Origin of the sequence: Sorangium sp. So ce295 (assembly GCF_051527405.1) — a bacterium.
Taxonomy (GTDB): domain Bacteria; phylum Myxococcota_A; class Polyangia; order Polyangiales; family Polyangiaceae; genus Sorangium; species Sorangium cellulosum_B.
Genome location: NZ_CP150324.1, coordinates 2,293,044 through 2,311,778 on the forward strand (window position 1 = coordinate 2,293,044; position 18,735 = coordinate 2,311,778).

Here is an 18,735-nt window from a genome sequence, read left to right on the forward strand (position 1 = left end):
CCTGGCGGCCGCGACGGCGGTTGCGCTCCTCCGCGGCTGCCCCTGTCGAGCACCATGAGCTTCCTCAAGATCGTCTGTTCCGAGCCCAGAAACGACCTCGCCTCCTTCCTCCAGTCGCTGCCGATCGAGCCCGCAAAGCCGGCCATCGCGCTCGTGATGGGCACCGCGGATCTCGCCTATCCGCTCGTGGCCGCGCGGACCTTCCTCGCGTCGGCGAGGGAGGTGGGCGCGTCGCACCTCCTCTGGGTGGCGCCCTACTTCCCTCCCTCGAGCCGGGTGGGGCAGCAGATCCGCGACGCTGAGGCGTCCGTGCGCGCCTCCGGCCAGTCGGTGACCACGGTCTGGCACGGACCGCTGCTGAGCGCGCTCAACCTGTGGCGCGAGGACATCCGGCTCCGTCGCACGCTGCCGCTGCCGCTGGGCGGCGGCGCGTTGCCCTGGGTGGCGCCCGCGGACGTGGCCCGCAGGGCGATCCGCGCGCTCGAGCAGCCCGGCGCGCCGGCGCCCGTCGTCTGCGGCCCCGCCGCGTGCTCCGGCGCCGAGGTGGCGGCCGCGCTCTCGCGCGGCCTCCGCGCCGGCCTGACGAGCGAGCGCTTCGCCTGGCGCCGGTTCGAGGAGATCGATCGCGACCACAACCGCAAGCTCAGCGAGGATGAGCTCCTGCCGTACCTCACCGGCCTCGGGATGGGGGCCGACGAGGCGAAGGCGCTGCTCCTGGCCGCGGACACGACCGGGGACGGGACCGTCGACTTCGAGGAGTTCACCGCCGGGCTGCGGGGGCGGCTCGACAACCTGGTCCAGCAGCTGCTGCGCGAGGACTCGTTCGAGCTCCGGTACGTGGACACGCCGGCCGATCACGCCGTGGCGGCGCTCGTCCAGGCGGGCCTGCGGAAGGCGGCGGCCGAGGCGCTGATCGAGGGCTGGGCGAGCCTGGCCAGGGAGGGGATCCCCGCGGACGTCCGCGGGTCCGACGAGGCCTGGCTCGAGCTGCCGCCCGCGAGCGTCGACGCCTGGGCCGAGCGGCACGCGCTCGATTTCGTCAACGTCCATCTGCTGCCCGGGCAGGGGCTGCTCTCCCGGCGCGAGGGGGTCGTCGAGAGCGGCGCCGCGATGGGCGCGCTGGCGGGCAAGGAGGCCGCGATCTCGAAGATCGTGGACGGCGCTGGCCGCGTCCTGTCGCTCTCGCGCGCGCTCGACGGGAGCGGCGTCTCGGCGCGGTGGCTCGACGCGCCCACGGAGAGCCTCCGGTGGGTGCCGTGCGGGGATCGCGACAAGCGCCGCGCGCTGCTCCTGTCGAGCGGGCAGCTCACGGGGCTGCACGTCGAGGGGGAATGGAACGACCTCCCCTCGGCGATGCGGCTGCTCATGGCGCGCGGCCCGCTGCCCGGCTGGCAGCTCACGACGTTCCGGGAGCTCGGCGAGCTGAAGATCGATCAACCCGCGGCGCTGTTCGAGCCGAACGAGATCGTGTGCAACTGCGCCGGGGTCAAGCGCGGGCAGATCACGAGCCTCATCGAGGCCGGGTGCGCGACGCCCGCCGAGCTGTCGGAGCGGACGCGGGCGGGCCAGATCTGCGGCGGCTGCGCCCCGGCGGTCGCCGAGATGTTCGGCGGATCGAGCCTCCAGCAGGCCGAGGTGAAGGCCGCGCGGGAGCTCTCCCCCGGGATCTTCCAGATCACGCTCTCGCCGGTCGGCGGCGCGCCGGCGGCGTCGGTGCCCGGGCAGCACGTGCTCGTGCAGGGCTACCTCGATCGGCGCTGGGTGGCGCGCGCGTACACGCTCTCGGCGCCGGCGCGCCCCGGCGGCGACTACGAGATCACGGTGAAGCGCGAGGAGCTCGGGGTGTTCTCGCGGTGGCTGTGCGAGCGCGCCGCGGCCTCGCTGCTGCGCGCGTCGGCGCCGAAGGGAAGCTTCGTCCTCCCGGCGCCGCCCGTGGAGCGGGTGGTGTTCCTCGCGGGCGGCATCGGCGTCACGCCGGCGATGGCGATGCTGCGGGCGCTCGACGGCAGGGCCGGCCGCCCCGACGCGCGGGCCTTCCTCCTCGACTGGTCGGCGTCGCGCGCCCCGGATTTCGCCTATTTCGAGGAGGATCTGCGCGCGATCGCCGGCCGCACGCCCGGCGTCGCGTTCCGCTTGCGCGCGACGAAGGCGGAGGGGCGCCTGTCCAGGGAGCAGGTGGCCGAGCTGTATCCTTACCGGCCGGGATCGCGGGCGCTCGTGTGCGGTCCCGATGCCTTCATGCGCGACGCGCAGGAGCACCTGCGCGCGGCGGGCTGGCCGCCGGACGCCATCCAGCGGGAGCTGTTCAGCTCGAACGTCGACACCGCCGGCGAGGTCCGCCCGACGCCGCTCCGGCGCGCCGGCGCGGCGCGGGCGGCGCCGGCGGCTGGCGGCGTGTGTCCGGTCGAGCACGGGTCGTTTCACGTGACCCCCACCGCGCCCGAGGCGGTGCCGACCGAGGCCGAGGCGTTCCTGCGCCAGTGCTACGCGGAGCTCGGGGTGCCCTCGGCGGCGGACGAGCGCTGGCAGGAGGTGCGGGCGAGCCTGGAGAAGCACGGGACGTACACGCACCTGCCCGACGAGCTCGCCTATGGCGCCCGGCTCGCGTGGCGCAACAGCTCGCGCTGCATCGGGCGCTTCTTCTGGTCGACGCTCCACGTGCGCGATCTGCGCCACCTGAAGACGGAGGAGGAGATCTTCCAGGCGCTGGTGGAGCACCTCGATCTGGCGACCAACGGGGGCGACGTCCGGGCGACCATGACGGTGTTCAGGCCGGGTGAGCCGCGGATCCGCATCTGGAACGGCCAGCTGGTCCGCTATGCGGGCTACCGGCTCCCGGAGGGCGGCGTCCTCGGCGATCCGGGGAACGTGGAGCTGACGGACCAGGCGCTCGCGCTGGGCTGGCCGGGCGGGGAGCGGACGCGCTTCGATCTGCTGCCGCTGATCATCCAGATCGGCGACGGCCGGCCGAAGTGGTTCGAGCTGCCGCGGGAGAAGGTGCTCGAGGTGCCGATCGAGCACCCGAGGTATGCGTGGTTCGCCGAGCTCGGGCTGAAGTGGCACGCGCTGCCGGCGGTCTCCAACCTGGCCCTCGATCTCGGCGGGATCCAGTACACGGCGGCGCCGTTCAACGGCTTTTACATGGGCACCGAGATCGGCGCGCGCAACCTGAGCGACGTGACGCGGTACGACCAGCTGCCGCTCATCGCGGATCGCCTCGGGCTGGACCGGACGCGCAGCGACACGCTGTGGCAGGACGCCGCGCTGGTCGAGCTGAACGTCGCGGTGCTGCACTCGTTCCGGCAGGCCAAGGTGCGGATGATGGACCACCACACGCTCTCGGAGTACTTCAAGAAGTTCGAGCAGCAGGAGCGGCAGTGCGAGCGCCCGGTGTACGCGGACTGGACGTGGATCGTCCCGCCGATGTCGGCGTCGACCATGGCGGTGTTCCACACCAACATGGAGAACAAGATCCTGAAGCCGAACTACCTGTATCAGGACGATCCGTGGAAGCCGTCGAAGGACTAGGGTGCGGAAGGCGCCCTGCTCCGGCGGCTGCGCGCGTCAGCGGCCGCGGCCGCAGCGGAGCCGGCCGTTGTCGTTCTCGATGTCTCCTCTGCACCTCCTCCAGTCCACCATCCGTGTATTGTGGAAGTTGCCCCTCCGATCCTCGCAGCGGGCGAACAGCGTGCCTCGCTCCGTCCGGACGTTCCTGCACGTCTGGAGAGAGGAGCCGCGCGGCGGACGACCCCTGTCCTGGGCTTGCGCCACATCGCTGCTGGACAGCACGGCGGACAGCGAGAGCGCGCCGAGCGTATTCTTCATGGTTCCCCCCTTGGCACACCGCCCCGCAGAGCGATGCAGTTGAGGATTTTTCAGGGCGCGCGCCCCGGAGGCGCAATCCTGCTGGAACTGGGGACTTGGGCCCGAGCGTTCGAGCCGCAGAGACACCGCGGTTGCATAGGGGAGCGGAGCGCCGGAACGCTGGTCTTTCTGTTCTCTCGAAGCGCTGATCCTCTGTGTCGCCATGGATCGAGCGCTCTGCGTCTTTCAGCGAATGTCGGCCTACTCCTGCCCTGGCTCGCGGGCGGCGCACGCAGATGGCGCGTCTACCGCGCTGGCATGTGATATGGGGAGTTGGCCAGAAGGGGCACGGAATGACGACATCGCGCAGATCCTGGTCGGAGCCTGGCCTCCGCGCGCAGCTCATGGCGCTCATGGACACGGTGTTCCCCGGTCTGGCGCGGGTCATCGAGCGGGCGCGCGCGCTCGGCGCCGCCTGGGAGGACGTGACCACGCCGTTCGTCGCCTCGGCGGACGGCGCGCCGGTGAGCCAGGTCAGCGTGCTGTGCCTCGCCACGGTGCTGGACGGGCGACCGACGGACGTGGGCTGCATCCACGCGGTCTGCACGCATCCGGCGCACCGCCGGCAGGGGCATTTCGCGTCCGCCATGCGGGCGGCGCTCGTGTTCTGTGACGAGCGGTACCCGGCGGCGCTGCTCTGCACGGCGCAGCCGGAGCTCTACGAGCCGTTCGGCTTCCGGGTCGTCGACGAGCACAAGGTGGTCGCCGGGGCCGCGCCGCGGCTCGACCGGCGGCCGATGCGGCCTTTCCGGCTCGCCGACGAGGAGGATTGTGCGATCTTCCAGCGGCTCGCGTCGCGCCGCGCGCCTGCCTCGACGAGGCTGGGGGTCACCGGTCCGGCCGCGGTGTTCGTGGTCAACGAGCTGGATCGGCCGCTGTTCTACGCCGAGGATCTCGGTGCCATCGTCTCCCTGGAGATCGCCGGCGACGTCCTGTGCCTTTACGACGTCGTGGCCGCGGAGCTGCCGCCGCTCGACGAGATCCTCCACCGGCTGCCGGCGCCGGTGCGGCGCGTGGAGCTCTTCGCGTGCCCGGACGCGCTCGGCATGGCGGGGACGGCGGAGCCGCACGTCTTCGTGGACGGGGACGACGCCGTGGGCGGCGCGGGGGCGGTGCGGCTGATGGTGCGCGGGCCCTTTCCGGAAGGGCCACTGATCCTGCCGCGGCCGTTCCGGTGCTGAGGAGCGCCCGCGGCGGCGCTCAGCGCAGGGCCTGCTCTGCGCTGGACGCCGCGAGCGCCTGACCGTGCCACCGCTCCAGCGTCGCGAGGTCGGTGCACGCCTCGATGCGCGCCGCATCCTCCGGGGTGAGCGCGAGCTGCCGGTGCGCGAGCACGCGGCGCAGGGCCGCGCGCGCCTCGTCGAGGCGACCTTCGTCGACCAGACGCTGCTTCATCTTAGGATTGGCCGTGAGCAGGACTTCCAGGATGCGGTCCTGGCGCGCGTCGATCTCGGGATCGCCGGTCCTGGCGAACCGCCACAAGAGCTCCTCACGGGCCGTCGTCGACATGGGCAGGTACTTGGGTAGCATGGACAGCACCCATTCAAGCGGCCGGCGCGGCGCCACCCAGCGGGCGAACTCGTCGAGCGGCTGCCCCGAACGGGCGACAAGGAACGGCACCAGCTCGTCGCTCAGCGGGAGCTCGTTCGCCGCCACCCACACGAAGCAGCGCCCCAGCGGCTCCACCGCGTAGCAGCCAGGAGCGAAGCGAACGGGATGGCGCGTCTGCCTCAGCCACTCCGGTACGTGCGGCGCCGCCAACCAGAGCGGTGTCTCGCCCGGCCAGGACGGAGCGCTCTCCTCGACCCGTTGCACCTGCCTGGCCTGCCGGCGAAGCAGGGCCCGCTCCACCGCGCTCATGTCCAGATGGTCCCCCGCGAGCTTCAGCTCCACCACGATCTCTTCGTACATCTGCGCGGCCGGCCACGGAGCCGGCAGATGCGCAAGGATGCCGGGGCGGTGAATCACGAGCAGCCCGTCGGCCTGCACCTTCTCCAGCCTGATCTCGGGTGGATCCCGCCACATTACCGCACCGGCCGTGACCCGCTCTGTCTCTTCGGCAAACGTCCGCTTCGCGAACAGGTCCGGCTGACCCATGGTGTTGCGGGAGGTAGCAGACACGGAGCGCTGCAGCCAACGTCCTATGCAGGCGGCAATCTCACGGATCGCCGTCTGAGGGCAAATCTCGCGATGTCGCCGCTCCAAGCGCGATGAAATGTGCAATTCTTGAACTCAAACCGAGCTGTCTCCGTAAAGCACCTGGCAGGTACGTTGCCGCCGGTGTCTCGCCGTCAATGGCCTCGCGGACCGGCTGAGAGCATGTTATGCAGGAGGGCGTGCGGGTCTGCTTCACGATCGCGATGTCCGTCACATCGGCCGCCGTCGGCTTGAGCAGCGCCGGTTGCGCGGACGATCACGTCCCGGCCTCAGGAAGCCAATCCGGCGGCGGGGGTCTCGGCGGCAACGGCACCGGCGGCGGTGGGGGCCTCGGCGGCGGGGGTCTCGGCGGCAACGGCCCCGGTGGCAGCGGCCCCGGCGGCGGCGCGGAGGCGTCGTCCGCATCCAGCAGCGCAGAGGCGTCCAGCTCGGCCGGCGCCGGGGGAGGGGAGGAGGGGCGGCTCGACAGGTTCGGGATAGCGATGCTGCGGCCCACGCTGCCTTCGGGCAAAGCGTGGTTCTCGACCTGGGACAACGGCGTCGCGCGCACGTTTTCGGGGATCGATCCGGCCGACGCCTGGTTCGACGCCGACCACGGCGATGCGTCCTATGACACCGACGGCCAGGGCATTCTCAAGATCAGCGGCCGCGTCCCGCGGATGTACGTGCACGACCCTGCGCTCGCCGACCCGTGGCGCGACGTCGAGGTCACGATGTATTTCCTGCGGGCCGCTGATGACGGGACACCTTATGGCGGCCTCGTCGCCATGACGCGCACCAACCACGGCACGATCGGCGACGAGGACGTCGACAAGTGCGACACGCGCGGGATCGCCGCCCGCATGCGCTACGACGGCAAGATCGATTTCGAGAAGGAGACGAATCACCCCGCCTCCTCGGCCATCCTCGGCAAGACGTACTGGGAAGGCGGCATGCCGGAGCAGGTATGGATCGGGTACAAGCAGCTCGTCTACGACCTGCCGAACGGCGATGTGAAGCAGGAGCTCTGGATCGACGAGACCGACGGCGCGAGCGGAGGCACCTGGGTGAAGATCCACGAGCACGTCGACAAGGGGACCGACTTCGGTGTGGGAGGCGAGCCCTGTCGGCCGGGCATCGATCCCGCAATGAAGCTCACGCGGGAGCCGACACGGGAGGGCTCGGAGACCGGCAAGCCCAACATCAGCGTCTATTTCCGGAGCGATGGGGTGGGCTCCGACGGGCTCCTGTACAAGAAGGGCAGCGTCCGCGAGATCGTGCCCTGACGGCGCCCGCGCACGAGCGGACGAGGGAGAGCATGTACGACCGGTTCCTGCGGGAGCGCCGGGGTGGCTAGGATATGCTCGGCGGCGGATGCCCAGCTCGTCGCCGAATCCCTCCGGAACCCCGCTCGGGCAGGGCGCCCGCCTCGGTCCCTTCCGGCTCGTCCGGCAGCTCGGCAGCGGCGGGTTCGCGCCGGTCTGGCTCGCCGAGGAGATCTACGAAGGCAGGAAGCTCCGCGACGTCGCCATCAAGCTCTTCTTCGTACCCGAGCAGCTCTCGGGCTCCCCCGACGCGACGGCCGCGTGGCGAGACACGATTCTCGACGAAGCGCAGGCGCTCTGCCGGGTCGAGCACCCGAACGTCGTGCGGTTCTATTCGTTCCAGCGCGACGACGCCCTCGGCGTTGTCGGCCTGGTGATGGAGTATGTGGCCGGCACGAGCCTCGATGAGCTCTCTCGCGAGGCAGGCCGCCTCCCCGAGCGCGCCGTCCTCGAAGCGGCGTCCGCCGTCGCCTGGGCGCTCTCCGCGGTGCACACCGCCGGGCTCGTCCATCGGGACGTCAAGCCCGCCAACGTCGTCCGCGGGTCGGGCGTCTACAAGCTGATCGATTTCGGGATCTCCGGGGGAAACGCGCGGAGCTGGGTCGAGCGGGGGCTCGCCGCCCCCACCGGGCCGCCGCCCACCGTGGCGGTCGACGGGTACTCCGGCACGGTGCTGGCCGAGGAGCCGGCGGGCGCGACCATGACCTTGAGCGTGCCCGCGGTCGCCGGCCCCGTCCGGGAGCTGGGCTCCGTGCTCGCGGGCACACCCGGCTACATCGCTCCAGAGTGTGCCGTCGGCCAGTCCGCCACGCCCGCCAGCGATCTCTACGCGCTCGGCGTCCTGATCTTCCGCCTGAGGACCGGCAGCCTCCCCGCCGAGCTCGAGCAGCGCAGCGGGGAGCCCGCGCACTGGCTCCTCGTGCCGCGGCGACCGGCTCCCCCGCTCGAGGCGCTCGTGCCCGATCCGACGACGGCGACCGGCCTCCTCTCTCGCCTCACGGCGACGCTGGTCGCCCTGGATCCTCAGAGCCGCCCCCGGCACGCCGATCAGGTCGCGCGCGAGCTCGATCGCATCCTCGCCGCGCTCGATCCCGAACTCGCCCCGCCAGGGAGCAAGGAAGGGTCGCAGCCTCCACTTCGCGGGTCCGATCGGTCCGCGCGGCCGGCGCCCGACGATCGTCCCGCGCGGCCGGCGCCCGACGATCGTCCCGCGCGGCCCCCGCCCGACGGCCGGCCGCCGCTCCTCGGGCGGCGAGCCGAGCTCGACGCGATCGCGCGCGCTGCGCAGGCCGCGCAGGAGGGCCGCGTGCGCGGGATCGTGGTGGGCGGCCACCAGGGGATCGGTCGCAGCCGGCTGCTCGATGCGGCGGTCGAGCGCACCGGATGGGACCTGCGCCACGTCGTCCGGCTCCGGTGCCTGCCCGAGCGGCGGAGCCCGTTCTATCCGCTGCGCCGCGCCGCCGAGGAGCTCGGCGAGAGCGACCTCCCCGAGCTCCGCGCGCTCCCCGCGGCGCTGGAGCGGGCGCTGTCGCCGGCGCTGCTCCCCTCCGCGGACGAGGTAGCGCACACGGTCGAGGCCATCGAGGACGCTCTGCTGCGGGCGAGCGCCCGCGAGCCGCTGCTGCTCCTCGTCGACGATCTTCAGTGGGCCGACGCGGCGACGCTGGAGCTGATCAAGCTGCTCCTGCGGCGCGCCGCCGCGGAGGCGCAGGGCCGGCTGCTCGTGATGGCGGCCGCGCGCAGCGAGCCGAGCCGGCCCGCGCCCCTGCGCGCCCTGCTGGGCGAGGTGCGCGCGCGGGTGTGTCCCGGGGTGACCTACCTCGGCCTCGCGCCGCTCGACCCCGAGGCCTCCGCCGAGCTCGCGCAGGCGGTGGGCCGCGGCCTGCATCCAGAGGCCACGCAGGGCGGGGCCGCGGCGCTCGTTGCCCCGCTTGCCCCGCTTGCGCCCGCGCTGGAGCGGGCCGTGGTCGCGACGTCCGGAGGCGTGCCCTTCTACATCGTGCACGCGATCATGGCGTGGCACGAGAGCGGCGCCCTGGCGCTCCGCGACGGGACCCTCTGCGCCGCCGACGACCGGGCCCTGCGGGGAGAGGTCCCCGGCGTGGCCGATCTGCTCGAGGCCCGGGTGGCCTCGTTCGCCGCCGACAGCGCCGCCGAGCGCAGCGCCCTGCGGACCCTCGCCGCGGTGGCGCTCTGCGGCGGCGGGCTCGGCGTCGACGTGCTCCTGCGCGTCGTGGGGGACGACGAGCGCGCCGAGGCGGCGCTCGAGGCGCTCGGCGGGTCGGGCGTGCTGACGGCCTCCGGCGACGCGCAGGAATACAGCTTCCCGCAGGAGATGCTGCGGCAGGCGGCGCTCCACCTGACGCAGCGGCGGCCGTGGTTCCAGCGGCTGCACCGGGCGCTGCTCGACGCGCTCGCGGAGGGCGCGCAGGGGCGCGTGGACGCGGGGCTCCTCGGCGCGGGCTACGAGCGGCTCGGCGCCGTGGCCGAGGCGCGCCGCTGGCTCGGCCGCGCGATGGCCGAGGCGGCCGCCGCGGGGCTCTTCGAGGAGGCGGCGGCGTTTGCGGATCGGCTGGCCGCGCTCGCGGCGGATCCCGAGGCGCGCGCCGGCCTCGAGATCGACGCGGTCCGGGCGCTCATCCAGGGGCGGAAGCTCGAGGAGGCGAGCCGGCGGCTCGCGCGCCTCTCGGAGCACGCCGTCGTGGCGCGCGGAGGGCCGCTCGACGTGCGCCGGCGCATCCACCGGCTCGAGGTGGCGCGCGGGCTCAGCGAGGCGGGGGCCGACGATCCGGGGCTGCTCGCCGACGCGGACGCGCTCGGCGAGGCGGCGCTCCGCTGCGAGGCGCGGATGGCGCTCGCGGGGGTCGCCGCCGGGGATCGCGCGATGGAGCTCGCGGGCGAGGCGGTGGAGCTCGCGGCGGGCGCGGGACCCGCGGCCGAGCTCGCGGCCCGCGTGCTCCGGTGCGAGCTGAACTACGCGCAGAACCGCCGCGATCACGAGCTGCTGGAGCGCGATCTCCAGCGCGCGCTCGCCATCGCGGCGCCGCTGGCCTCGGCGTGGCACAGGGTCCACATCGGGGGCGATCTCGCGGTGCTCGAGGCCGAGCTCGGGCGGACCGGCGTGGCGATCGACCGGCTGCGCAGGCTCGTCGCCGAGGCCGAGCAGCAGGGGATGCGGGGCCAGCTCCGGCTGCTCCTGCAGAACCTCTCGGCCTTCCTGATGCGCGAGGGGCGCGCCGCCGAGGCGGCGGAGGTCGCGCGGCGGACCGCGGAGCTCGCGGCGCAGGACGGCGACCCCGCGCTCCGCGCGGCGGCGCTCTCGCTCCTGGCGGCGGCGCTCACGCGGGCGGGCCGGCCCGCCGCCGCGCTGGAGAGCGCAGATCAGGCCGAGCAGCTCCAGCGGGCGCGGGGGGACCGATACCACGCGCTGACGCTGCTCCGGCGCGCCGAGATTCACTGGGAGCTGGAGCGGGTGGGGGAGGCCCTCGAGGACGCGGTGGAGGCCCGGCGCGTGGCCGAGGAGCACGGCGACGACAGCATCGCCGCCGGCGCGCGCCTGTGGGCGGCGCTGCGCCGCGCGCAGCTCGGCAAGATCGAGGCGGAGCGCCGGCGGCTCGTCGGGGAGGTGCGCGCGTCGAGCCCGCGCGTCATCGGCCTCCTGCGGGGCCTCCTGCCGGAGATGGCGGCGTGGCTCGATGAGGGGTGATCTAGCGCTTTGCACAATCCGCCCATCCAGCGGATCGCGCCCAGGTCGCGCGAGCTGGCGCGAGACCGGGAAGCACAGGATCGGCCGTGGCGCGAGAGCGCGGCCATGGCGGGCATCGAGTGAAAACTGCCTGTTGCCGAGGCGATCCGCGCTCCTGGAGGCGAACCGAGCGCGGCTGCTCATGAAGGAGCGCACGATGATCCGTCGCGAACACGAGTGTCGAGGAGGTCGCTGACGCCATGGGGATGTGCCGGCTTGCTTCAACCGTCGCGCTTTGCGTCACCGCGGCGCTCACCGGCTGCTTCGGGGCGCCGGGCTATAGCGGTCCGCGAACGGGGCATTTCGACGGTCACGAGTTCCACAACGATCCCAGGGTGTCGCAGCCAGGCGTGGGGGACGTCTTCCGCTGGATGTCCTCGAGCGAGGAGGTTCGCTGGTGTGAGGCGCCCCCGGTCGTGCCCACCCAGCCGCCCGCCCGGGTCGACGAGGGCATCCGTGTCACCTTCGTCAACCATGCGACGGTCCTCGTGCAGATGGACGGCATCTCGGTCCTCACCGATCCGGTCTGGTCGGAGCGCGTCGGCCCCGCCTCGTTCGTCGGCCAATCGCGCCAGGCCGACCCTGGGGTCCGCTTCGACGATCTTCCGAGGATCGACGCCGTGGTGCTCAGCCACTCGCACTACGACCATTGCGACGTCGCGACGTTGGACGCGCTCGAGGAGCGGTTCGGCATGCCCGTCTTCGCCGGCCTCGGCTCTGCGGCCATGCTCGCAGCGCACGACGTCGGCGGCGGCGAGGACCTCGACTGGTGGCAATCGGCGCCCGTGGGCGAGAGCGGCGTGACCGTGACCATGACGCCGGCGCGCCACGGGTCGCAGCGTGGCCTCGGCGACCGAAATGTCGTGCTCTGGGGCGGCTTCGTGCTGAAGGGCCCGTCCGGGTCGGTGTTCTTCGCGGGCGACACCGCATTCGCCCCGCACTTCGCCGAGATCAGGCGAAGACTCGGCGCCCCCACGGTCGCGCTCCTTCCGATCGGCGCCTACCGGCCGCGCTGGTTCATGCAGAACGTCCACCTGGATCCGGCCGACGCCGTGAGCGCCCACCAGGCGCTCGGCGCGGAACGCTCGGTCGGCATCCACTGGGGGACATTCGATCTCTCCGACGAGGGCAGGTTCCAGCCTGCGGGGGAGCTGATGATGGCGCTGCGGAGAGCGCGCGTGCCGGAGGCGAACTTCGTCGCGGCAGAGAATGGCGAGAGCTTTCTGTTCGGCATGGCAGGGCCGAATTAGGGACGAGGACCAGGACTGGGACCAGGAGCGAGGCGCGTCGGTCGGCCTCCACGGAGTGGACGTCGTGGCGCGCGGGGAGACCGCCTCGACCGTCGACGCGGTAGCCGCCAGGCTGTCGGCTCTCCCCGACGCCGTCGTTGCGCTGACGGGGGGCTCGGAGCTCGTCGTTGGCGTACGGGACGCTCTGCGCCGCGCCGGCGTTCGGAACATCAAGACGAAGACCTACTGGATTCCCGCAAGGGCGGGGCTGGACTGAGAGAGCGCGCGCTCGATTCGCGACGCGCCAACGTGGGCGCCCGTTCGGCGCTCGTCGCGAGCTTCGCCCCGATGCTCAACGGGCCCGCGCCGTCGTGGACCCAGAGAGCGCCCTGGGCCTGTTGATCGCCGGGTACGTGTCCCTCGACGTGGAGCGCCGGAGCGCGAGCACGCCAAGGCCGGCGGAGTGCGATGGGCAACAGCCCGCGGGCGCATGCATTCCTCCACGCGCTCACCCTCGTGGCGCGACGGGTACCAAGCGGGTCAGCGGCCCTGAGGCCGCCCGCTGGAGCGAGGCGAGGAGAGGTCGACGGCCAGCTCCTGTCGCTGTCGCGGCGGCGCTCGCCGCGTGACGCGCCGATGCCACTTACGGATGCCACGGATCTTTTCTCACGAAATCGACACCCACCGACCGGAAGCCCTGGTAGCCTCCAGCGCGCTGCTCGTCCTGCAGCGACGTCGAGGGATCGTGCGGCGAGGGCGGCGCTCGGGCGCGACGTTCCTCTTGACCCTGCACGGGCTCATCGCGCGCGCACGCGCGTGCCACAGGTCGACTCGCCGGGCCAAGAAAGCGGACGACGTCCACGAGCCGGCGCTGGTAGGCTTCCGGCCATGCTCTCCATCGAACCGCCGGATCCCCACATCGTCTCCCATTGGTTCGCGCAGTTCCTGGCCGTGTTCGGCTTCGGGTTGGGCTTCGTACGCCGCCACCGCCGCCCGCGCTCCTGACGCGCCTCTCCGCCGGCTGCCCGCCGGCGCCCCCGACGTGCCCCCCTTCGACCCCCGCCGATCTGCCCAGGGTTTTTGGCCTCCTCGGTGTAGCCAAGTAGCCTCGCCCGCATGTTGCTCCACGTGTCCGGCCCTTCGCCGGCGGCGGGGCGGGTGTTCGGGCCATGAACTTGGTGCTCCTGGCCTACGCGGCGACCGCGGGGGCGGCGGCGCTCGCGTGGGCCATGGCGCGTCGGAAGCCCGATCACCGGCCGATCGCCTGGCTCCTCACCCTCTACCTGCTCGCGAACCTCGGTCGGCGCGCGCTGCGGGAGCTCGTCATCGCGCCTGCGCGCGACGCTATCCGGGCGCAGGGCCTTGATCCAGCGGCCATCCCGTTCACCGGCTGGGAACGTGTAGCGGTCGACATCGACGGTGCGTTGTTCATCTCCTGGCCCGCCGGCGTCGCCGCGCTCGCGATCTGGGTCTTCACGAAGCGCCGACCATGGGGCGTCCTGATCGCCTACGCAGCCGCCATGGCGTTTATGGTGGCGACCTACCCGCGCGGAGCTGACCTCCAGCGTCTCTATCTGGCCGTCGAGCTCGCCGCGCTGTGCGCGTCGCTCGGCTGCCTTCTGGTCTGGTTCCGGTCGCGTGAGCCGCTGACGCTCAAGGCGCTTGCGACCGGCATCATCGTCTCTGTCGAGCTCGCGATGGTCACGGGCGGTCCCTACCGCGGCAACATCTTCCTGACCTGGCAGAGAGCCCAGCAGATCCTCATCGTGATGTTCATGGCCCTTATCGCGGTCCACGCGGCGAGCATATGGCGATCTCGGGATTCGACGTAGCGCTGTGCCATCTTGTCCTCTTCGCGTTTGCGGCGATCTACCGCGCGGGGCGGGACTTCGCCGCAAGGCGCCTCACGTCTGCCGAGCTCGTCGCGCAAGCAGGCGTCGTCAGCGCTCTCGTCGCGCGCTACCTCCGAGGTCGCCGGGCGACACGCGAGGACGTCAAAGACCTCGCGCAAGACGTGCTCCTCGCCGCATGGGAGGCCAGCGAAGAGGACCGCTTCCGCCCCGACCCGGACGTACAGCCCGCAGAAGCACTTCGTGTCTGGATACGGGCGCTGGCCTATCACCGCGTCCGCCATCACCTCGAAAGTGCCCGGGTGCAACGCGAGGAGATCGTCGCGACCCCGCCCCACGCCGAGCACGAGGCACCAACTCCTGATCAGGCCATCGAGCGCGAGGAGCGGCGTCTTGCCCTCCTCGAGGCGCTGCACCAGCTACCCGTGCACGAGGGCGACGTGATCATTGCCCACGACATCTTCGAGATGTCGATCGAGGACGTGGCCGAGCAGCAAGACGCGCCGGTCAGCACGGCTTACAGGTGGCGCTCCCGCGGGATCGATGCGCTGATCAGGGCGCTGCGGCCGCGGCGAGGGTGAGCGACGGGCGCACCTGGACGCCTTGCCCCGCCGCCTGCCCACGGGCAGGCTTCCGTCGTGGGCCAGTCCGCCGAGAAGCAGCGCCGCGCCACGTACGCCGACCTCGAGGCCGTCCCGCCGCACAAGGTGGCGGAGCTCATCCGGGGCGTGCTCCACGTCATGCCCCGGCCGGCGCCGCGACATGCGAACGCCGCGTCGTCGCTCGGGGCCGACCTGCACGGTGCCTTCCAGCGCGGGCGAGGGGGCCCCGGCGGCTGGCGGATCCTGCACGGGCCCGAGCTGCACTTCCCCGACCCGCACGCGCCTGGTGAGATCGACGCGCTCGTGCCGGACATCGCCGGCTGGCGCCGCGAGCGCATGCCCGAGCTGCCCGAGACGGCGTACTTCGCGCTCGCCCCGGACTGGATCTGCGAGGTCCTGAGCGCCTCCACCGAGGACGTCGACCGCGACGAGAAGATGCCGATCTACGCGCGCGAGGGCGTGCGGCACGCGTGGCTTGTCGACCCCATCCAGCGGACGCTGGAGGTGTACGTGCTCGGCGCGGATCGCCGCTTTGGACCTGCGGTGGTCCACCGCGACGCCGCCCGCGTCCGCGTCGAGCCGTTCGACGCCGTCGAGCTCGAGCTCTCGGTGCTCTGGGCGAGGTGACCTGCAGCCGCGCTGACGCGGGCGCTTAGGCCGCAGAGCGACCGCTGGCGCTGTCGGCCAGTCGCTGGATCGGTGCAAGGGCGAGAGGCGGGGAGGTGGTATTGCCAGGCGAGGCTGGTGACTGCTCCTGGCATTTTCCCTCGAAGAGCGTGGGGCAGGTCGACCTCGCCGCGACCAGCCGCGAGCTCCTTCTCGTGCCTCCGCGCCACGGTCGACCGGGCTCTGGTCGCCCGGGGTACCCGGCCGTCGGCGCGAATCTTGCGCGACGACACGACACGCCGTCGCCCTCCGAGACCTGGCAACGGGAATACGTAGTTACGCAGCGGCGGCCGATCTGCGGGATGACGGGGATAGGCCGCGGAAGGTCACAGCCTATCTGCGGGATCATGGAGATAGGCCATGACGAGCCGCGACGTATCCTCGGGAACATGGAGATAGGGGGCCATGGTTCGCGGCCTGCATGGGGAAATGGGTAGATATGTCGCGCATCACAGCTGATTGCGACGTTGGGCGGGCGTCGACCCGAGATGACCGAACCCCGGGAGCCGCCATGGATGTGCAGCGATGCGGTGCCGCTCGTTGGCGGCCGGCACGGGGTGGAGCCTGTCGATCTCCGTAGCGACGCGACCCGACCGCGGGCATGGTGGGCGCTGTGACGACCACGCCCCACGACGCGCCGCCTCCCCGTGGCAACCCTTACACGGATCGACAAGGCGGGAGCCGCCGAGCTGGACGTCTGGGCCGGCTTGGTGGTCACGGCCTCGTCCGTCGACGAGGTGCTGGGGGCGAAGGTGCCGCCCAACAAGGCAATGCAGCCGACGCGTGCGCAGCCTCGCTCCGCTCGGCGGCGCACGCGCGGGCTGATTGCTAGGGCGTTCGGCGAATAGAGGAGATGTAGACAAAATGGTGTTATCGGCAAAAGCAAAGAAACTTGTCGCCGAGATCACGAACGGAAACGTGATGTTGGGCGACCTGCGAACGCGTGGCAAAGAGATCAAGAAAGACCACGACCTGGCCATGGAGCTTTGGTCAACGGGCGAATACTATCCTCGTCTACTCGCGACCCTCATCTTCGATAAGAAGCTCCTCACGGAAAACGTCATCGATCAGCTTGCATCGGATGTGCTTCGGTATGACGCGGAAGAAAGCAACCAATTGGCTGACTGGCTGTTGGCAAACCAGCTCGCCAAAGACAAGAAGCTGGTCTCCCTCATAGCGACGTGGGAGAAGAGTCCTTCCCCGATTCTGCGTCGCTGGTTCTGGTATCACCAAGCGCGCTTGCGCTGGGTCGGGCAAGCTCCTCCCGGTAATAGTGCAGAGCTGCTTGACTCCCTGGAAAACGATATGGCCGATGCTGAGCCCGCGGTTCAATGGGCGATGAATTTCTGCGCTTGCCAGATTGGTGTTCACGAGCCTGAATTTCGATCCAGATGTATCAAGCTCGGGGAAGCATTAGGGCTCTACAAGGACGACCATGTTGCCAAAAACTGTACGCCGTCATACTTGCCCGAGTTTATCAGAATCGAAGTGGCCAAGCGTGAATGACACCGAAAGGGACAGGGCGCAGGACACGCCCATGGGCAAGCCAGCGCTCGACCTCTCCAAGCTCACCGCGGACGAGAAGCTGGATCTGGTCGATGACCTCTGGCGAAGCCTTTCTTCGGACGACCTTCCTCCGAGCTCCGCGCTGAGCTTGACCGCCGCCTTGATCGCCTCGAGCTCGAAGGCCCCATCGGTGTCCCCTGGGACGACGTCCGTGCCGAGATGACCACCGACGAGCCGTGAGCCGCGTTGTCCTCCTCGCCGAAGCTCGCGCCGAAGCCCTCGGGACCTTCCGCTGATACCAGGAGCAGCGGTCTGGGCTTGGCGCCGTCTTCCGACGAGAGCTGGACGACGCCATCCAACACATCCGGAGCGCACCGCTCGCGTACCCGCCGCTGTACCGGGGCGTCCGGCGCGTACTCGTCGAACGTTTCCCGTACGCGGTCTTCTGCCGGATTCTGCCCGCCGCCATCGTGGTTGTTGGAGTGATCCACGGCCGCCGACATCCTCCCGAGTGGAAGCGCCGAACGTGAGCGAATTCCGGAATGGCGGCCACGCATCCAACGAAATGGCGTTTTCGCGGCGGCGGAGAGGCGATCACGAAGCGAGCGGCGCTCCCCCTATGTCTCAGGGCGATTGTCGCCTCAGCCTGGCAGTCACCGCTCGCGCACACCGGCGCGTCGGCGCGCTCACCACGAGAAGCGCAACGTGACCTCATCCGCGTCTGGCTCGTCGAACGACCAGCCCGTCTGGGTCGCGTCGACCTGCTTGCCCGTCACCTGCTCCAGCGCGCGGCCGGCGAAGCCGGCGCACAGCGGTCCGAGGTGCTCGAACCCTGCGACCTCGGTCACGAGCAGCGTCGCCTCGTTCCGCTCGATCTGCGAGCAATCCACCCGGAGCGTCCCGCCGACCATATCCTGCGCCCAGAAGTCGGGGAACTTCCGGAGGAAGAGCCGAACGTTCATCACCCTGAGAAGCAGCTTCATCAAGGTGTTCGCTTCCTTCTCGAAGACCGTCCGGCCGCACCTCACGACGTCCAGGTAGCTCTGCGATGGCTCGTTGTGGACCTGGACGATGCCGCGCAGCACCTCGACGTAGTAAGCGCGAGGGTACCACGCCGTGCTGGACATGGTGGCCAGCGCCCTCCTGAGCTCCTGCGAGAGCCCGTGACGAACCCGGCGGACCCCAGCCTCGTCACACAGCACGTCCGAGTAGGCTGCTGCATTGAGAATCAGAGAGCCCCGGGTCATCGGTTCTTGCATACATGCGCTCTCGTGGAAAATCTGGCGGACACAGCAGAAGAAGAGAGCGACGGGTCGCCTCCGTCAAGGCGGCTTGAGCGCGCAGGTAAAGGAAGCCGGATCGCAGCGCGAGGAAGTGTGGCGCGGCACACCGAGGTTGCGGGCCTCGCCGAGCGTGGAGAATGTCCTCGGCAAGCTCGAGGCGGAGCGCCGGCGGCTCGTCGGGGAGGTGCGCGCGTCGAGCCCGCGCGTCATCGGCCTCCTGCCGGAGATGGCGGCGTGGCTCGACGGGGGTGATCAGTTCACGGCTTGGGGGCCGTCGTGCCCGGGTTGTAGTGAACGATGATGCCGCGGTCCTTGTTGCACTTCTGGACCTTCTCGTCCCACACGCAGCCCTCCGGGCAGGGCTGCACGCTGGGATCGCCCGTGGGGCAGATCTCGGCCTCGCCTTCCTTGGCGGCGGGCTGCTCGGGCGCCTGCGCGCCTCCGCAGGCAGAGAGCATCCAGCTCAGGACGGGGAGCACCAGAACGATCGCCGATCGACGCATGCAGACCTCCACGAGCCCGCGATGCG

General features: G+C 71.2%; 14 protein-coding genes and 1 pseudogene. 11 read left to right on the forward strand and 4 right to left on the reverse strand.

Features of this window, described 5'->3' with window-relative positions:
* Positions 1-54 precede the first annotated feature (54 nt).
* Positions 55-3,528, forward strand: a complete 3,474-nt coding sequence (locus WMF11_RS08805; protein ID WP_437977150.1) for a nitric oxide synthase oxygenase — start codon at positions 55-57, stop codon at positions 3,526-3,528.
* Between the two features lie 36 nt (positions 3,529-3,564).
* Here WMF11_RS08805 and WMF11_RS08810 read toward each other — a convergent pair whose 3' ends face one another.
* Positions 3,565-3,825, reverse strand: coding sequence for a hypothetical protein (locus WMF11_RS08810; RefSeq protein WP_437977151.1), 261 nt, complete (start codon positions 3,823-3,825; stop codon positions 3,565-3,567).
* A 332-nt stretch (positions 3,826-4,157) separates the two neighbouring features.
* Between WMF11_RS08810 and WMF11_RS08815 the strand changes: the two genes are divergently transcribed.
* Positions 4,158-5,045, forward strand: a complete 888-nt coding sequence (locus tag WMF11_RS08815; protein ID WP_437977152.1) for a GNAT family N-acetyltransferase — start codon at positions 4,158-4,160, stop codon at positions 5,043-5,045.
* Positions 5,046-5,064: 19 nt separating this feature from the next.
* Here WMF11_RS08815 and WMF11_RS08820 read toward each other — a convergent pair whose 3' ends face one another.
* Positions 5,065-5,961 (reverse strand): hypothetical protein, encoded by an 897-nt coding sequence (locus WMF11_RS08820; RefSeq protein ID WP_437977153.1) that lies wholly within the window; start codon positions 5,959-5,961, stop codon positions 5,065-5,067.
* A 263-nt stretch (positions 5,962-6,224) separates the two neighbouring features.
* On the opposite strand from WMF11_RS08820, the gene WMF11_RS08825 reads away from it, so the two are divergent.
* The 9 genes and pseudogenes from WMF11_RS08825 to WMF11_RS08865 all read left to right on the forward strand — a co-directional run.
* Positions 6,225-7,286 (forward strand): hypothetical protein, encoded by a 1,062-nt coding sequence (locus tag WMF11_RS08825; protein ID WP_437977154.1) that lies wholly within the window; start codon positions 6,225-6,227, stop codon positions 7,284-7,286.
* Positions 7,287-7,374: 88 nt separating this feature from the next.
* Complete coding sequence (locus WMF11_RS08830; protein ID WP_437977155.1) at positions 7,375-11,031, forward strand: protein kinase domain-containing protein; 3,657 nt, start codon at positions 7,375-7,377, stop codon at positions 11,029-11,031.
* A gap of 239 nt (positions 11,032-11,270) precedes the next feature.
* Positions 11,271-12,320 carry an MBL fold metallo-hydrolase gene (locus WMF11_RS08835; RefSeq protein WP_437977156.1) on the forward strand — a complete coding sequence of 350 codons (1,050 nt, stop codon included), beginning with the start codon at positions 11,271-11,273 and terminating at the stop codon, positions 12,318-12,320.
* A 1,157-nt stretch (positions 12,321-13,477) separates the two neighbouring features.
* A complete protein-coding gene (locus WMF11_RS08840; RefSeq protein WP_437977157.1) occupies positions 13,478-14,131 on the forward strand; it encodes a hypothetical protein in 654 nt (217 codons plus the stop codon).
* Entirely contained in the window at positions 14,107-14,730 is a 624-nt protein-coding gene (locus WMF11_RS08845) for an RNA polymerase sigma factor (RefSeq protein ID WP_437977158.1), read from the forward strand. The genes WMF11_RS08840 and WMF11_RS08845 overlap by 25 nt, the downstream gene beginning before the upstream one ends.
* Positions 14,731-14,787: 57 nt before the next feature.
* A complete protein-coding gene (locus tag WMF11_RS08850) occupies positions 14,788-15,378 on the forward strand; it encodes a Uma2 family endonuclease (protein WP_437977159.1) in 591 nt (196 codons plus the stop codon).
* 903 nt (positions 15,379-16,281) lie between these two features.
* Entirely contained in the window at positions 16,282-16,923 is a 642-nt protein-coding gene (locus WMF11_RS08855; RefSeq protein ID WP_437977160.1) for a DNA alkylation repair protein, read from the forward strand.
* Entirely contained in the window at positions 16,916-17,146 is a 231-nt protein-coding gene (locus tag WMF11_RS08860) for an addiction module protein (RefSeq protein WP_437977161.1), read from the forward strand. The genes WMF11_RS08855 and WMF11_RS08860 overlap by 8 nt, the downstream gene beginning before the upstream one ends.
* Positions 17,147-17,261: 115 nt before the next feature.
* Positions 17,262-17,453 (forward strand): annotated as a pseudogene (locus WMF11_RS08865) (type II toxin-antitoxin system RelE/ParE family toxin); the annotation flags it as partial.
* 156 nt (positions 17,454-17,609) lie between these two features.
* Here the strand turns inward: WMF11_RS08865 and WMF11_RS08870 are convergent.
* Positions 17,610-18,050 carry a hypothetical protein gene (locus WMF11_RS08870; protein ID WP_437977162.1) on the reverse strand — a complete coding sequence of 147 codons (441 nt, stop codon included), beginning with the start codon at positions 18,048-18,050 and terminating at the stop codon, positions 17,610-17,612.
* A gap of 413 nt (positions 18,051-18,463) precedes the next feature.
* Positions 18,464-18,709: a hypothetical protein gene (locus WMF11_RS08875; RefSeq protein WP_437977163.1), complete on the reverse strand. Its 246-nt coding sequence runs from the start codon at positions 18,707-18,709 to the stop codon at positions 18,464-18,466.
* Positions 18,710-18,735: the final 26 nt, after the last annotated feature.

Bases quoted from the DNA above. Each gene is read 5' to 3' on its own strand.
- WMF11_RS08805 (WP_437977150.1), top strand. From the start codon at position 55: ATGAGCTTCCTCAAGATCGTCTGTTCCGAGCCCAGAAACGACCTCGCC.
- WMF11_RS08810 (WP_437977151.1), bottom strand. From the start codon at position 3,825: ATGAAGAATACGCTCGGCGCGCTCTCGCTGTCCGCCGTGCTGTCCAGC.
- WMF11_RS08815 (WP_437977152.1), top strand. From the start codon at position 4,158: ATGACGACATCGCGCAGATCCTGGTCGGAGCCTGGCCTCCGCGCGCAG.
- WMF11_RS08820 (WP_437977153.1), bottom strand. From the start codon at position 5,961: ATGGGTCAGCCGGACCTGTTCGCGAAGCGGACGTTTGCCGAAGAGACA.
- WMF11_RS08825 (WP_437977154.1), top strand. From the start codon at position 6,225: ATGTCCGTCACATCGGCCGCCGTCGGCTTGAGCAGCGCCGGTTGCGCG.
- WMF11_RS08830 (WP_437977155.1), top strand. From the start codon at position 7,375: ATGCCCAGCTCGTCGCCGAATCCCTCCGGAACCCCGCTCGGGCAGGGC.
- WMF11_RS08835 (WP_437977156.1), top strand. From the start codon at position 11,271: ATGGGGATGTGCCGGCTTGCTTCAACCGTCGCGCTTTGCGTCACCGCG.
- WMF11_RS08845 (WP_437977158.1), top strand. From the start codon at position 14,107: ATGGCGATCTCGGGATTCGACGTAGCGCTGTGCCATCTTGTCCTCTTC.
- WMF11_RS08855 (WP_437977160.1), top strand. From the start codon at position 16,282: ATGGTGTTATCGGCAAAAGCAAAGAAACTTGTCGCCGAGATCACGAAC.
- WMF11_RS08870 (WP_437977162.1), bottom strand. From the start codon at position 18,050: ATGTCCAGCACGGCGTGGTACCCTCGCGCTTACTACGTCGAGGTGCTG.
- WMF11_RS08875 (WP_437977163.1), bottom strand. From the start codon at position 18,709: ATGCGTCGATCGGCGATCGTTCTGGTGCTCCCCGTCCTGAGCTGGATG.